The sequence below is a fragment of the Lysinibacillus sp. NPDC097279 genome (genome assembly GCF_044761745.1).
Lineage (GTDB): Bacteria > Bacillota > Bacilli > Bacillales_A > Planococcaceae > Lysinibacillus.
In genome coordinates this window covers 866,226-881,835 of the sequence record NZ_JBIWDA010000001.1, presented here as the reverse complement: position 1 = coordinate 881,835, position 15,610 = coordinate 866,226, and the positions used below count along the sequence as shown (strand labels likewise).

Annotated in this window: 16 protein-coding genes; 7 read left to right on the top strand and 9 right to left on the bottom strand. The window is 36.2% G+C overall.

What is annotated here, in order from left to right; genetic code table 11:
- Positions 1-266: 266 nt before the first annotated feature.
- From ACIQ1H_RS04250 to dacB, 3 genes are all read right to left on the bottom strand, one after another.
- Entirely contained in the window at positions 267-698 is a 432-nt protein-coding gene (locus ACIQ1H_RS04250) for a MarR family winged helix-turn-helix transcriptional regulator (RefSeq protein ID WP_228134079.1), read from the bottom strand.
- 29 nt (positions 699-727) lie between these two features.
- Positions 728-1,483, bottom strand: a complete 756-nt coding sequence (locus tag ACIQ1H_RS04245) for an SDR family NAD(P)-dependent oxidoreductase (RefSeq protein WP_402886754.1) — start codon at positions 1,481-1,483, stop codon at positions 728-730.
- A gap of 90 nt (positions 1,484-1,573) precedes the next feature.
- Positions 1,574-3,010, bottom strand: a complete 1,437-nt coding sequence (gene dacB / locus ACIQ1H_RS04240; protein ID WP_402886752.1) for a D-alanyl-D-alanine carboxypeptidase/D-alanyl-D-alanine endopeptidase — start codon at positions 3,008-3,010, stop codon at positions 1,574-1,576.
- A gap of 178 nt (positions 3,011-3,188) precedes the next feature.
- Here dacB and ACIQ1H_RS04235 point away from each other — a divergent pair, with 178 nt between their 5' ends.
- Positions 3,189-3,566 carry a hypothetical protein gene (locus tag ACIQ1H_RS04235; protein WP_402886751.1) on the top strand — a complete coding sequence of 126 codons (378 nt, stop codon included), beginning with the start codon at positions 3,189-3,191 and terminating at the stop codon, positions 3,564-3,566.
- Positions 3,567-3,790: 224 nt separating this feature from the next.
- Here ACIQ1H_RS04235 and ACIQ1H_RS04230 read toward each other — a convergent pair whose 3' ends face one another.
- Complete coding sequence (locus ACIQ1H_RS04230) at positions 3,791-5,524, bottom strand: ABC transporter ATP-binding protein (RefSeq protein ID WP_402886749.1); 1,734 nt, start codon at positions 5,522-5,524, stop codon at positions 3,791-3,793.
- Entirely contained in the window at positions 5,521-7,263 is a 1,743-nt protein-coding gene (locus ACIQ1H_RS04225; RefSeq protein WP_402886747.1) for an ABC transporter ATP-binding protein, read from the bottom strand. The genes ACIQ1H_RS04230 and ACIQ1H_RS04225 overlap by 4 nt, the downstream gene beginning before the upstream one ends.
- Positions 7,264-7,848: 585 nt before the next feature.
- Here ACIQ1H_RS04225 and crcB point away from each other — a divergent pair.
- From crcB to thiD, 5 genes are all read left to right on the top strand, one after another.
- The gene (gene crcB / locus ACIQ1H_RS04220; protein WP_402886745.1) at positions 7,849-8,211 is read left to right on the top strand and encodes a fluoride efflux transporter CrcB; all 363 of its coding nucleotides are present in this window, start codon (positions 7,849-7,851) and stop codon (positions 8,209-8,211) included.
- Positions 8,208-8,540, top strand: coding sequence for a fluoride efflux transporter FluC (locus tag ACIQ1H_RS04215; RefSeq protein WP_402886743.1), 333 nt, complete (start codon positions 8,208-8,210; stop codon positions 8,538-8,540). The genes crcB and ACIQ1H_RS04215 overlap by 4 nt, the downstream gene beginning before the upstream one ends.
- Before the next feature lie 27 nt (positions 8,541-8,567).
- A complete protein-coding gene (locus ACIQ1H_RS04210; protein WP_402886741.1) occupies positions 8,568-8,915 on the top strand; it encodes a hypothetical protein in 348 nt (115 codons plus the stop codon).
- Positions 8,916-9,089: 174 nt separating this feature from the next.
- Positions 9,090-10,289: a DUF418 domain-containing protein gene (locus ACIQ1H_RS04205; protein WP_402886740.1), complete on the top strand. Its 1,200-nt coding sequence runs from the start codon at positions 9,090-9,092 to the stop codon at positions 10,287-10,289.
- A 264-nt stretch (positions 10,290-10,553) separates the two neighbouring features.
- Positions 10,554-11,372, top strand: a complete 819-nt coding sequence (gene thiD, locus ACIQ1H_RS04200; RefSeq protein ID WP_402886738.1) for a bifunctional hydroxymethylpyrimidine kinase/phosphomethylpyrimidine kinase — start codon at positions 10,554-10,556, stop codon at positions 11,370-11,372.
- A gap of 105 nt (positions 11,373-11,477) precedes the next feature.
- On the opposite strand, the gene ACIQ1H_RS04195 is transcribed toward thiD, so the two are convergent.
- Complete coding sequence (locus ACIQ1H_RS04195) at positions 11,478-11,789, bottom strand: antibiotic biosynthesis monooxygenase family protein (RefSeq protein ID WP_402886737.1); 312 nt, start codon at positions 11,787-11,789, stop codon at positions 11,478-11,480.
- Positions 11,790-11,877: 88 nt separating this feature from the next.
- Here ACIQ1H_RS04195 and ACIQ1H_RS04190 point away from each other — a divergent pair, with 88 nt between their 5' ends.
- A complete protein-coding gene (locus ACIQ1H_RS04190; RefSeq protein ID WP_402886735.1) occupies positions 11,878-12,564 on the top strand; it encodes an ArsR/SmtB family transcription factor in 687 nt (228 codons plus the stop codon).
- A gap of 135 nt (positions 12,565-12,699) precedes the next feature.
- Here the strand turns inward: ACIQ1H_RS04190 and ACIQ1H_RS04185 are convergent, their stop codons facing one another.
- From ACIQ1H_RS04185 to ACIQ1H_RS04175, 3 genes are all read right to left on the bottom strand, one after another.
- Positions 12,700-13,575 carry a DMT family transporter gene (locus ACIQ1H_RS04185; protein ID WP_402886733.1) on the bottom strand — a complete coding sequence of 292 codons (876 nt, stop codon included), beginning with the start codon at positions 13,573-13,575 and terminating at the stop codon, positions 12,700-12,702.
- A gap of 159 nt (positions 13,576-13,734) precedes the next feature.
- Positions 13,735-14,922 carry an MFS transporter gene (locus ACIQ1H_RS04180; protein WP_402886731.1) on the bottom strand — a complete coding sequence of 396 codons (1,188 nt, stop codon included), beginning with the start codon at positions 14,920-14,922 and terminating at the stop codon, positions 13,735-13,737.
- Positions 14,923-15,046: 124 nt separating this feature from the next.
- Positions 15,047-15,520, bottom strand: a complete 474-nt coding sequence (locus ACIQ1H_RS04175) for a VOC family protein (RefSeq protein ID WP_402886729.1) — start codon at positions 15,518-15,520, stop codon at positions 15,047-15,049.
- Positions 15,521-15,610 lie beyond the last annotated feature (90 nt).

Here is a 15,610-nt window from a genome sequence, read left to right as displayed (position 1 = left end):
TGTCGATTTTATGATTTTTTCCAAAAAAGGACCAAAATATCACACCAAAAGATTCATAATAATTTAGGTATATTTAATTAAAAAATTTCTATTCGCACATGGTTATTATCCTATAAATATACTATGATATAGATTTTTAGTAATCAAGGTTTGTATCACAAACAGTCTTTACAATGCCATTGTACAAAAAAAGACAAAATATCTCGAGCAGTAAATACTCAAGATATTTTGTCTACAGTTTAAGCCACTTCTTAAAAGAAGCGCTATTAACCTCTATCTTTTATTCCTTGCACTAGCTTTTCTAGAATCAACAAGTACTGTGCAATTTCTTCATCATTCAATACTTCAAAAAGCTGAATAAAAACATCCTTCCCAACCTCTTGCGCTTTAACAAAAGCATTTATACCCTCTTCAGTTATCTGCAATCGAATTGTACGGCGGTCGTTTTCATCGTATAGTCTTTCTGCTAAGCCCAGTTTTACTAATTTCTCAGCAATACTTGTCATAGCACCTTTCGTATACCCAATCGTTTCCGCTAATTCGGCTTGTCTTTGCGGTCCTTTTATTTTTAGCTCGCTTAATACTAAAATTGGAGAAATACCTAATGGATATGGATAATCCTTCGTAAAACGTATAATATTGGCGTTATTCATCTGATCAATCATATGAATGAGTTTAAAAATACTTGTCTGTCCCAAAACTAATCCTCCTCGAACATCCGAGAATATTAGTGAAGCATGATAGAACCACCGTCAACCATAAGCGTTTGACCTGTGATATATTGTGAATCCTCAGATGCTAAAAATACTGCTACGCGGCCAATGTCATCTTCAACATCACCGAAGCGTCCCATTGGGATTTTACTTTTAACAGCTTCATAATATTCTGGTTGTGCTTTTGCCCATGCTTGTACACCTGGTGAATTTGCAATTGGGCTAATTAAGTTTACATTAATACCAAAACGTCCCCATTCATTTGCTGCTACACGTGAAATACCGCGAATTGCTTCTTTTGCAGCCGCATAAGCACCTTGTGTTTCATGTCCAGCAAGTCCCGCGCCAGAAGCGAAGTTAATTACATTACCTTTTGTTTCTTTCAAGTGAGGTAATGCTGCTTGCATTAAATAAAATGTTGGATAAAAACCAGTATCAAATGATAAATCTAAATCAGCTTGTGTTGTGTCTTCAATAGATGCTTGTTTAGAAGCATGTGCATTATTAACTAATACATCTAGTTTACCGTATTTTTCAACAACTGTATCGATAATTTTATGCAAATTAGCACGATCCATTAAATTTGCTTGTAAAAACATTGATTTTGGAGAAATTTGTTGCAATTCTTTTTCCATTGCTTTTCCTGTTTCTTCATTTAAATCAACAATCGCTACGATTGCGCCTTCTTTTACCATTGCTTTTGCCATACCACTACCGATACCACCTGCACCGCCAGTAATAATTACGACTTTGTCTTGTAATTTACCCATGGATAAACATCTCCTTTTCTTAAATCCATAAAGTAGTTTATCACTAAATAATTTTTAAATAAACTAGTTTGCTCAACTTTTTGAAACCCTTTACATTTCATTTGCAACTTGTTTTACGATTTCATCAATAGTGGAAATTGCTGAGCCTTTATTGGCTTGTGTTAAAATACTAAAAATATACCACTTACCACTTTTTCCTTGAACATAACCACTTAACGCATAAGTTCCCGTTATATAACCTGTTTTAGCAGAAACACTATAACCTTTTAAACGGTTTTCTAATGTCGCCCCAACCAATTTTCCTTTTCGTCCTGCATGTGGTAAGGCATCTAAATACGAAAAGTACCAGGACTTATTGCGGACTTTATATAATAATAAGCTTTCTTGCATACTACTTACTCGATTTTGATGATTTAAGCCCGAGCCATCTTCAAAATACCATTGATCCATATTCAGTCCTGTCTCTATTCCATATGTACGTATTGCCTGTATACCTGCAGACCAGCTTCCTTCTCCAAGCAGTTCTTTCCCTATCTGCTTCGTCAGCATTTCTCCCATACCGTTAATGCTTAACTTTAAAAATCGAAAATTAATATCTTTTAATTGCATTGAATTGGATATTCCTATTCGTTGCGCATTATCTGGCACTTCTCCTATGTCCATAGGCATTTTTTGAATACCTTTTGCTACTAATTTTTCTCGTAATACATCTAGTGTATACAATGTAGGATTATAAACGGTCACATATGTATTTTTCTCCGAACCTGCTGGTAAATTGCCTGTTACAATAATACGATCTGTTCCATATTCTCTCGTAATATTGATTGTCGATTTCCCACCCTTTTTTACAATCTTCGTTTTGTTCACAATCGGTATTGTACTTGCATGGGGAAAAAGTTGAACACTTGCAGCTTGCCCAATTTTTGTGCCAGTCACTTTCACTTGGATATTGCCGACATCATACTGATCATTAGGTGAAAGCGTCAGAGCTGAAATACGAGATGCATAAGAGAAGGCTTCATCCTCTGGTACAATTCCTTTTGCTAAACGGTCATCATCAAACCATGTATCGTCTGCAATCAATTTCCCTGTAATTTTAGTAATGCCTAATTTTTTTATCCCATTAGCGAATGATTCTAAATGGACAGGTAGCAGCGTGGGATCCCCTCCACCTTGTAAATAAATATTTCCTTGTAAAACACCATCTTTTACTGGACCATCGATATATGCCTTCGTTGCAAAACGGTAATCAGGGCCAAGTAAATCTAATGCGGCAGCACTTACAAGTAATTTATGTGTTGATGCAGGTCGTATCATTTTATCACCATCGTTACTGTAAATGACGTTCCCTCTTTCCATTTCACGGACAGTAATACTATACTCATTATTTTTCCAGTTTTTCGCGATAATCGTATTGATTTTAGTCGTCATTGTTTGCTCAGATGCCCAAGCTTGTTCCAAGTTTATTAATGAAAAACTATTGAACAACATAAATAATATTGCATAAATAATAATTTTCTTTTTCATAGACCCTCCTATTGGAAAAATATTCTCTATTTTACCCTTTATTTTAAGTAAAATTAGTTATTTTTTCAATTCCGTATTCATTGCGAATTCTTGAAAATGGACAGTCATCTTTTTCTTTCGACAAGAATAGACTGTATTAGCTAGCTAAAAACACTTTCAGGAAAGGAGTTGTTTGACGATGGGCGCAAAATGGATAAAAATTTCTATCTTCTATTTATTACTTGTTTTTGCTTTTGGTCTGTTTATGCATTATACAATTCAACTTCAATGGAAGGCGACACATGCGCATATTGGTGTAGTAGGTTGGCTGACTACTGGATTCATAGGTTTAGTTTATTCTATTTTTAAAGATGCAGCAGAAACAGGGCTCGCCAAGGCTCAGTTTTGGCTTTACAATATCGGTTTACCGTTCCTTTTAGTTGGTATGATGATGGTTTATTTAGATGTTCCACGTTGGTTATTTGAGCTTTTCGTATCTGGTGGCGGTATCGCCGTCGCCCTTTCTGTCCTTCTATTTTTCATCAATATCTATCAAAATGTGAAAAGTACTTCATAAATAAAAAGCCGCACTTAGCTAAGTGCGGCTTAAAGTGTTAACCGAGGCATCAAGAATTTACCTCTTGATGTCCTTTTTTAGTTGATTGTAGCGGAGGGCGGCGACTTCTGCAGGTACGCCCCCATAATAACGCAACAAGCAGTGCGTTAACGAGGGTTGCGGTGTGCCCGCGGAAAGCATATGCCCGCAGCGGAAATCAACTTGCCAGTTGTCTGTCGTCCTTATTATTGCAATGAGTTAGCCTGCATTTGATACATTTTTTCATAAATTCCGCCAAGCTCTAATAGCTCCTCGTGCGTACCGCGCTCAACAATTTCCCCACGGTCTAAAACAAGAATACGATCCGCATTTTTAATTGTTGATAAACGATGGGCAATGATAAACGTTGTCCGACCTTTTTTCAAAACGTCCATCGCATGTTGAATAATTTCTTCTGTCTCTGTATCAATATTAGACGTCGCTTCATCTAATATTAATATTGCTGGATCAAAGGCAAGTGCGCGAGCAAAGGAAATGAGTTGTCGCTGACCTGAAGATAATGTACTTCCTTTTTCAATAACTGGTTCATCGTAGCCATTAGGCAAGTTTGCTAAAACACGATCACCACCAACGGCTTTTAAAGATTCCTCCACTTTTTCACGTGAAATTTTCGGATTATTTAAGCTCACGTTTGAAGCAATCGTTCCTGTAAATAAATAAGGATCTTGTAATACAATACCCATATGCTCACGCATTGATTGACGTGCGACTGTTGTAATATCAATACCATCAATTGAAATTTCCCCTTTAGAAGGATCATAGAAGCGGAATAATAAATTCATAATGGAACTTTTACCAGACCCCGTATGACCAACAAGCGCAATTGTTTCCCCTTGATGCGCTTCAAAAGATAAGTTTTTCAATACATAATCGTCGTTTTTATAAGCAAAGGAAACATCGTTAAATACTACATTCCCTTTATATCTAGGAAGACTAACTTCCGATACAGGTTCACCGTCTATATCTAACACCTCAAACACACGCTTCCCTGCAACGAGCGAGCGTTCAAGCTGAGAAAATTGATTGACAATGTTTGTTATTGGATTAAATAGTTTCGTTAAATAATCAACAAATGCATACAATGTCCCTGCAGAAATCATTTGTGTTGTCGTCATCGACTGTGTTCCAAAGTAGAAAATAAAAATGGTAAACATTAATAGCCTTAATGTATTTACTAAATTGAAGGAAGTTGCTGAATCTAGCACTAATAATTTACGCTCATAGGCATAATGCTCATTATTCATATCGTCAAACTCCTTCGTCATTTGCTGCTCACGACGGAATGCTTGAATAATGGTCATACCTTGAATTGATTCGTTAATCATCGCATTGATATCGGCAATTTTAGTTCGAATTACATCATTATATTTTGAAGCAAATTTTCGATATAAAATCATCCAAATATAAATGATTGGCACCATAATTAATGCTAAAAGTGCCATTTGCCAATTTAAAATAAACAGTGCAACATACACGCCCAAAATTGAAATTAAACTTGTCACGAAATTCGAAAGCACCTGTACATATAAATTACGGACTGCCTCCGTATCATTCGTCACCCGTGCCACAATTTTCCCTGCTGGTAAGTTATCAAAGTATTGTATCGGCAATGTTTGAATATGCTCAAAAACGTCCTTACGCAGTTTTTGAACAACGCGATTTGCGCCCATTTGTAAATAAATATACATAAAATAACGTAATACGGCTGTTGCAATCGCCAATATTAAATACAGTAGTAGTAGCCAGGTAATTGGTTTTATTTCTAGTTTACCAATCGTCATATAATTATCGATTATATGCTTCGCAATAAAGGGCCCTACAAGCTCGGTAAATACGGCAATTGTTAAGAAAAACAATCCTAGTAATATCGGTTTTTTAAAATACATCGCATAGCGAGTTAGTCGTTGACTTGTACTCATGAGGCACCCCCTTCTAGCTGTTGACGGTCAAATTGCTCTTTATACCAGCCTTGTTGTGAAAGGAGCTGTTCATGTGTTCCTTGTTCTACGATTTGCCCTTCATCTAGCACAATAATCATATTGGCATGTTGAATCCCCGACAATCGATGGGTTGTTATAATAGTTGTTCGATCCTGTCGTTCTCGCTGTATGTTTTCTATAATTTTCGCCTCTGTTTTAGCGTCTACCGCAGAAAGCGAGTCATCAAGTATTAAAATTTCCGGGTCTTTAATAAGCGCACGTGCAATTGACACACGCTGCTTTTGACCACCTGAAAGTGATACGCCTTTTTCGCCAACAAGTGTTTCAAGTCCCATTGGCAGATGGGCTAAATCTTTTTCAAAATATGCTGCATAAATCGCTTGTTTCAGCTCTTCTTCCGTTGCATCTTCTTTCCCAAATAAAATATTTTCTCTAATTGTTCGAGAGAATAACACATGGTCCTGTGGTACATATCCAATCCAATCGAGTAGTTGCTCCTTTGTTTGTGATGTAATATCTATCCCATCAATCGATAACTGCCCCGCTCCAATCGGATATTCACGAAGTAATTGGCGCAAGAAGGTCGTCTTTCCAGCACCTGTCTTTCCAACTATCCCAAGTGTTTGCCCCTTTTTTAGTGACAACGAAATTTGTTGTAGATTTTTCACCTGACTCATTGGATACTGGAAGGTCAAATTTTCGAATCCAATGGCATGTGGAGCTGCCACTGTTTGAGGTGTAGCAATATTTTGCACATCTGCCTCATAGCGCAATGTCTCCTGTACACGGTCTAGTGAGGCATTCCCTTGCTGCATGACATTAATAAGTTCTCCGATTGCAAAAATTGGCCAAACTGCTAATCCTAAATAGACAGTAAACGTTACGAGTTGACCTAACGACATCGCCTCAGTAGATACTAAGTGAGCACCGTAACCGAGAGCCACAACATAACTAATACCAGTACCGACTTTTGTAATTGGTCCGAATAAGGCATTTATTTTTGTAGTATGCATATTTTTTTCATAAACGATTTCACTCATTTCCGCAAATGCGGCTTCGTCTTTTTTTTCTTGAACATATGCCCGTACAACACGAACACCTGCTACAGACTCAAGAACACTATCATTTAATTCACCAAAAGCATCCTGTGCCTTCATATAACGCTCATGGACAATCTTACCTAAATATTGGATAAGGATGGCCATAATGGGCACGGGTAACATAGCAAAAAAAGTTAACTTCCATGAAATCATAAAGCCCATTGCAAAAATAATACATCCCATATAAATGGTTGAATCAATAAGTGTCATAATACCAAAGCCCGCTGTTAGTGACACCGCATTTAAATCGTTCGTTGCACGCGCCATTAAATCACCCGTGCGGTTTTTTTCATAAAAAGTTGGTGTCATCCGTAAAAAATGTTGCATTAAATTGCGACGCAAAATTTTCTCAAGGTTTATGGCACCTTCAAAAAGACGAAACTGCCATACAAAATTGAGTACATAACCACCAACAATAATGCCGATAAATATCAAAATATACTTCGTTAAAATAGCTGTTGTCATAGTTCCTGCTGTTAAAATATCAATGATATTTCCTAGTAAATATGGAGGAATAACCTCTAACACACTAGCAATGATTAATAGCACAATTGCTACAGTGTATTGCTTCCAATATTGCTTAAAAAACCAGCTTAATTTGCTTAATACATCAAACATTTTTCATAACCTTCTTTCTCCAATACGTTAAATCTTCGCTACCCACTATCTAGCAATTCTTTATTGAAAATTAATTTCCTTGTGATGTTATACATACGACATACACTCCTTTTTTTTGTTTACTACAACTTTTTTGCAATAAAAAAAGACACATCCCCTCTAAAGAGCATGTGTCTCTTATAAAAGGTAAGGTGCATCCATACCTTTCATTGCATAGAAAATAACAACGTTAGACATGGACAATGTATGAAGCTGTGCATTTGTGTTGTGCTGTTAAAATCATCATTGTCATGCCCTCCTTTGTTTGTTTTGTTATAGTGTTATTGAAGATTATCATATTATTGAAATAATTGTCAACATTCTAACTGTTATTTTTTATATTTTACAGGAAATAATTAACGCTTTAAAGTGGTGAATTGCTACAAGCTGTAAAAGGAACAAACTTACTTTCGAATAGCTACCATACTCTTTACGTCCTTGATACAATACAAAGTAGTAGTGAATGGAATTAACGGACATTCACTCATAACTTCCAAATCGATAACAACCAATGGATGACCTTAATAGATAAAGGAGTCTTTAAAATTGAAAACGTTTTTTGCAATAGGTATAGGGGGATTTTTTGGCGCTATATCCCGCTATTACCTTAGCGTGTTACTTCCAAATAACGCTAACTTTCCAACTACAACACTTGTCATTAATTTAGTTGGATGCTTTTGTTTAGCCTTTCTTTTTACGACATTTACTAACCGTACGCCTTTCGTACTTTGTCTTGGTACAGGATTTTTAGGTGCCTTCACAACCTTTTCTACTTTTTCAGTAGAGACACTTTTACTCATTGAAAATAATCAATGGGGACAAGCCCTTTCCTATAGTTTCATTAGTGTATTTGGTGGTTTAATTTGCGCTTGGCTTGGTGCATTCCTTTCAAGGGGGCGAGTGCAATGATTCTTGTAGGCATAGGTGGATTTTTAGGGGCGTTAACGAGATTTTACTTAGGAAAATGGATTGTCAGCACGTATCCATGGGTAACATTTTTCATCAATATTACAGGTTCTTTTGCTCTTGGTCTTTTATTTGGCAGCCACCCAAGTGAAGCATTATGGCATTTCTTAGGTATCGGTTTTCTAGGTGCTTACACAACGTTTTCGACGTTCGGTTTTGAAATGCTACAACTTGTGGAAAAGAAAAGATGGGGACTAGCTTTAGCCTATGGTTGTAGTACATTAATAATAGGATTACTGTTTGCTGCCCTTGGTATTTACATTTTGGCATAATTTTCTTACCATTCGAGAGGTGATTTTTTGACACAAACTACTATAGAACAGCTTCAGGCTTTGGAGGCTGAAATAAAACATACTTTATATACTTTAATTGACTTAGAACTAAACGAATCCTATCAAGAAATGACTGCCCATTTTGCGAAACTTCTAGCAAAAGTACAAGCAGCGCAATTAATTGATTATAAACTTAATGTGTTAGTGGATCCTCAAGCTTATGGGACCGAAACGTGTATATTATTAGAAAGTTTACTTGAAGCAAAAAATAGACCGAACAAAAGACATCAGCTATTAACGCATCGTATTATTTTAAAAATTTGGTTGCGAAAAAATCGGCACTTTCTAAATGACTTCTTACCACAAATGTTTTAAGCACCTGCAATTTCTAAAGGTGCTTTTTTATTTTCAGTCAAAAACACATTTATTCTATTTCAATACAATAAAATGCTTATTTTTTCGAAACCTTCCTTTCCTCTTGTCGTTCATTAATTATGAGAGCTTAATGACACTCTATTAATTCTTATAAACAAACGAGAGGTGTTTTTTATGGAAAGAATAAAATTACTAGATGTCGCTAGAGGACTCGCTATTATTGGCACACTTGGAACAAATATTTGGGTTTTTGGATCTTCCTACCCTTTGTTAGAAGTTGATGAAGCCGAAGTATCGGAAATCGGCTCGTACATATCTAATGTCACAAATTTCTTGACGAATGGTAAGTTTCTCGGTCTGTTAACGATTATGTTCGGTATTGGGATGCAATTGAAATATACTAGTTTTCAAAATCGAGATCTCCCCTGGTTTCGTCTCTATTTATGGTCAATGATCTTACTTTTTATCGATGGGCTTCTCCATTTTATATTTGTTTTTGAATTTGATGTACTAATGAGCTATTCACTAACAGGTATCCTCGTTGCTTTTATTATCCAATGCTCCGAGCGAATAATGAAAATATGTATGTATTGTGCTGGTGCTATTCATGTCCTTTACCAAGTAGGGCAAGGATTCATCGATGTGATTATGTCTTCTAAGCTTGTAAAGATGTTTTTTCCGAATTATCCATTAAACAATATTGGTAGTGCTGACCGTGATTTTATTCAACAAGAAATAAGTCGGCATGAAAATCAATTAAGTGAATTATTCGGGTTTTCCTGGTGGGAACAAGTTGTATACCGAATGGAACATTTTTGGGTGTTACGCTCAGAAGCCATCATGATTTTACCCATGAATGTTTTTTTATTTTTACTTGGCGTCTTCCTCGTACGAAAAGGTTTATTAAGAACAGATGAATCTGGCATTCGACTACAAAAGCGATTGCTATGGATTGGTTTAGGCATCGGTATTCCACTTAATATATTATCGTTATTCAATGTACATTTTGTCATATTTGATCGCTACGTTTTTGCCCCTATTTTATCACTAGGTTATTTAGGCCTTGTTTTCTTGATTGCCCGCCATCAAAAGTTTGTCAAAACACAACAATATATTAGTAATGTTGGGAAAATGGCGCTTACATGCTATATTACCCAAAACATCGTATCTTCCTTTTTATTCTACAATTGGGGTCTCGGTCTTGCTAAACACTATAGTCCCCTTTTAATATATGCTTTATGGCTTGGTATTACGTTATTTATGATAGGATTTTCAACATTCTGGTTACGAAAATATAAACAAGGACCCGTTGAAACAATTTGGCGTAAACTAGGCAATATTCCTGTGAATCGCTATAAACAAAAACTAACATAACCAATGCATTTTTACTTTAAAACATGTATGTGCTTAGCGAATTAATAAGTACATACATGTTTTAAAAGCTACTTTTTCAGTTCAATTTTATGTAAGCACTCCTATCGTAGATACGAAAAATATAAACTGACATTATAAAAACTCTACTTTCTGGCTATTTCAAATCAACGACATTTATTATTAAAATAAAATAATATTCAAATATTTATTACAGTAACGTAAATCAACAAGCTATTACACAACGAGAAGAGGAGTACGCTTATTATGAAAAAAGCATGTACAATCGCAGGTTCAGCTGCCCGTGGTGGGGCTGGTATTCAAGCTGATTTAAAAACTTTTCAAGAACTAGGAGTGTACGGCACTTCTGCCATCACCGCTTTTGTGGCAACACACCCTGTTACAAACCAAGGAGTTTATACACAATCGTTAGAGGTAATTGAGGCACAGCTTCATACAATAGCGTCACAAATCGGCATTGATGCTTTAAAAACAGGCATGCTATTTACCAAAGAGATAATTGAGCTTGTTGCGGACTGGCTCCCTACTGCTCATGTCAAACATATCGTCATTGATCCTGTTATGTTTGGTAAAGTAGGAACAGCCCTTATGGAGGAAGGTGCCATGAACTCCTTAAAAGACAAACTATTACCCCTTGCTACGATTATGACACCAAATATGCCTGAGGCCGAATATTTACTAGGGGGTAGAAACCTTTCTACTATTAGCGATTTACAGGATGCTGCCCGTGATTTACATAAACTTGGTACCCAATACGTACTTGTGAAAGGCGGTCGCCTCAAAGGTCCCGCAACAGATGTTTTATATGATGGCATTCGCATGCTAACATTAGAAGCCCCACGTATAGATACAATCCATACAAATGGTGCAGGTTGTTCATACTCTGCAGCGATTACTGCAGGATTAGCACAAGAACTTAGCGTTGAGGATGCGGTCATTCAAGCGAAAAAATTTGTTACAGCAGGAATACGACGAGCGATTCCTTTTGAAGCTGTTGCTGGTGCAATCGACCATCGGGCTTATAAAGAGGTTGGGGAAAAGAACATTATGATTACTAGATATTAGTAGTATATTTAAAAGTAGACTACGAAAAAATCCGCTTAACTTATACGTTATGGCGGATTTTCACTTTTTTAGAATGTTTCTATTGTTAATTAACTTCCGAGTTACTCATTCCCCTTGAAAAGAATAGGCACTCATAACTTGGCATATTTCTACATGGTAATGACTGTACCATTTTTCTTTTCCTAATTGTTGCGCTACAGTATGTTTGGCGTTTTCTTTCCAATGTTGAATTGATTCTAGCGATTCCCAGTACGATACCGTAATTCCTTGCCCTTCATTATTTCTAGCGCTCTCAACACGAAGAAAACCAGGCTGTTGTTTTGCTAATTCCTCAATCGTATCTGCCATTTTCGCATAGCCTTCATTATCCCCATTTGTCCGCTGTGATGTGAAAATTACTGCATAATAACTATCCATTTTTTAGTCCCCCTCTTCATTCCACTCTATTGTACATGATAAATACTTTTAATATAATCGAAATATGGAATGCAAAGGAGCTGAAAGAATGAGTATTAATCCAAATATGGCTGAAGTCGCTTCTCTGCTCGGAGAGACATCAAGAGCGACAATGCTTGCTAGCTTAATGGATGGACGCTATCATACTGCTAGTGAATTAGCATATATGGCCAACATTAAGCCTCAAACAGCTAGCTTTCACCTAGCAAAGCTTGTTGAAGGTAACCTTCTAATAGTTGAAAAGCAAGGACGTCATCGCTATTTTCAGCTTGCCAATGAAGACATTGCCCAGTTTTTAGAAACTTTCCTGGCGATTTCACCGCCACCCGAAATACGATCATTAAAACAATCTAGTCAAATGAAATTACTACAAGAAGCCCGAACTTGCTATGACCATTTAGCAGGTAAATTAGGTGTTCACTTAACTGAATCAATGGTCAATTCTGGATATTTGCAAAAGGAACAAAATGAATATGTAGTTACATCTGAGGGTGTAGCTTTTTTTACACAATTTGGTTTGGATTTAAAAAATTTAAAAAGAAAGCGCCGCTCTTTTTGTCACGCATGTTTGGATTGGAGTGAACGGCGTCATCATTTAGCTGGAGCACTTGGCCACGGACTGCTGATACATTTTTTAGAATTAGAATGGATTACACGAGTACCTACAATTCGTGCAATTAAGGTTACTGAAAAAGGACGAAAAGGCTTTAAACAAGTTTTTCATATTGATGTGTAATAGTGTCAGGCACTCAAACAATTCTCGAACAATTTACTAACCACGGCGACAGTCCTGCGGCTTACATTTTTCCCGCGGAATACGCCGTGGTTTTGACGCTATTGAAGTTGAAAAATATGTGGGATAGCACCTAATTTAGTCATCGGCTTTTCTTGCAGACGTAAAATTTCGATTGACAAGAAATATACCCCCTAAAATAAATAGCCCCCCTACCAGTAAGGACGATTGTAATGGTTCATCTAATAATATCCAGCCTGTTAATACACCAAAGAAAGGGGCTAAAAATAAATAAGCACTCGTTTTTCCTGGATCACTATTTTGTAAAAGATAGTACCATCCTGCAAATTGAATAATTGATGAAAAGATGCTTAACCATAGTAAAATAACCAATGAATGTCCGTTAACAATAAAATATGGCTGTTCCAGTACTAAGCTACCTAGTAAGAGGAGCAATCCCCCAAAGAGCATTTGATATGCTGATAGTACCCATGTATCAAATAGGACGCCCCATTTTTTTGCTAATAGTGTGGCAATTGCCCAAAAAACAGCAGATAGAAAACCGAAAATCAGTCCGATTTTCCACTCGATTTGTGCACCCATTGTAATGATAACACCTATTAAACCAAGAATAACTCCACCCCATTGATACAATCGGTATCGTGCTTTTGTAAAAATAGTAGCCAACACAACGACCAATAGTGGATTTGTAAATGTAAGGATAGATGATTCACTAGCTGTAATAGTACGTAAGCTTAAAAATATACACCCCATTACACCAGCAGTTTGGAATGTCCCAATTAAAAGGATTTTCAACCAATTTGCTTTTGTCGTTGGGTGAGGTCTTTTTAAAAAACGAACGATCACAGCCATTAAAACCCCAGCTACAATAAAACGCAATGCCGCTAATAATAATGGAGATGCGTAAGGTAAACCTAATTTCACAATGGCAAACGATGAGCCCATTAAAAAAGTTGTAATTAGTAATAAAGTGATAAATTTAAAATTATTCATATAATTTCCCCTAACTATTAGTAATAACCATTCTGTGGAAATTATAAATGATGAATAGTTCAACGCCCATCGAACTATGGCATACAATGAAAAAAGCTATCTCCACATACAGTGGAAATAGCTTGTAGTTATTATTTTTTAAAATTACCATTACCTAAGTTATTGTGCATGCATAATGACATTCTTTTTCTTTGAGAAAAGTAAAAAAGAGATCGTTAAGCTTAAACTAATGATTCCAAAAACGAGACCCATTCCATTTAAACCAATTAAATCTAGCATCATTCCTGTTGACAATAGAACGATTTGAAAGACGACAGAATCAATCATATTGCGGAATGAAAAGAATCGACCATGGAACGCTTTCGGCACCTGCTTTTGAAAAATCACCATTGTTGTTGGGAAAAAACAACCTACAGAAAAGCCAAAAAGTCCAAATGTCAGTAAAGCAAAGAAAGTACTATCTGCAAGCAGTAATAAGAGCTCCATGAATCCAATGATAAATGCAAGCCCGAATAATAGTGTACCTAAATTCACTCGGTCAGCAATATATTTGAGCCCTGCTGCGCCTAACATAAAGCCGATGCCTTCAACTGTATACAGTAAACCAGAAATAGTTGTAGATTGGTGAATTTCAGATATTTTCATAATGACTAAATTAAATGAACCTAAAAATAGTGTAGGGATTAACATTAGAACAAGTGTCATTAAAACGACTGGTTGCTCTTTCAGCATTGGTAAAACTTCCTTAAATCCACCTTTTTCTTTACCTTGGATAGACAGATTCATCGTTTCATCTAGCTTTAATCCGTTAGTAATGAAATACATGAGTATGTATACAATTAGCGATATAATATACAACCATTTCAACTCAAAATAGCTTAACATTAAACCAGCTGCCGCAGTACCAACGATTCGAGAAATCGTTCGAGCATTCATTTGCCATGCATTTAATGTAATTAAATCTTTATCCTTAACAACCATTGGAATAATTGATTGTAATGCGGGCATATAAAATGCCGCTGCAATTTGCAATGTAATTAAAAACAGTATCATCCAAATGACAGAATTTGTATAAAGAGCAATAAACATAAAAAATACGCTAATAATGCGACCTAAACTTGCAAACTGAATGACCGTTTTTTTCTTTGATTGGTCAATTAGACGTCCTGCCAGAGGCGCTACGACTAAACCAGCAAGAATACCAATTGAAATAATTAATGATTTATGGAAATCCGAAGGAACGACCTCTTGCATAAAAGCTAGATTTCCAATAATCCCTGCCCATAAGCCAAGCCCTACTACAAACTCACCTAATAAAATAATCCATACGTTGTGATTTTTCCACATGCTGCATCTCCTTGTTGTCCTAAATTAAAATTAATACCATCAATCGTAACAAAATTAGGAATATTCGTACATACAAAATTACAATTCTTGCATTTTATCGCTCCTACTCGTAATGGTGGTTTCTTTATGCCAATCGATTATCCATCATTTTTTTGTACCAGTCATTTATAGACATCATAGGAACGTCTTCCTCGACATCTAGTCTCAATGGCGTAATCAGCTCAATGGAATTGCCATCTGGATCAGCAAAATAAATTGCAGCATGTGCATGTGGATTATTTGGTAAAACAAGCGGTTGTTGTGCAGGAGAATAGCCAAATGCTGTTTTTATTTCAATATCAATGGATTGCAACCACTCTTTCACACTTGCTATATCTTCTTCATCAATTTTGAAAGCTATATGCCGAATAGATGGATGATAATGTAATTTCGCCTCCTCGCTTTCCCAAAGTCCAAGCCAGCTTTCCCCTTTAACAATCCAAAAAAATGCTAATTTATTTTGCACATAAGCTAATTCAAGCCCTAGTTTTTCATAAAAGATAATAGACTTTTGTAGATCACTTACTGGCAAATGTGCTTCATACAGTCCCTTTATCATACACTCACTCCTTTTGATTGCTGTCAAAAGTATACTATTTTTATAGAAAGTAAAAATCATGCTAAAGGATGAAATGTTTACTTCATTCAG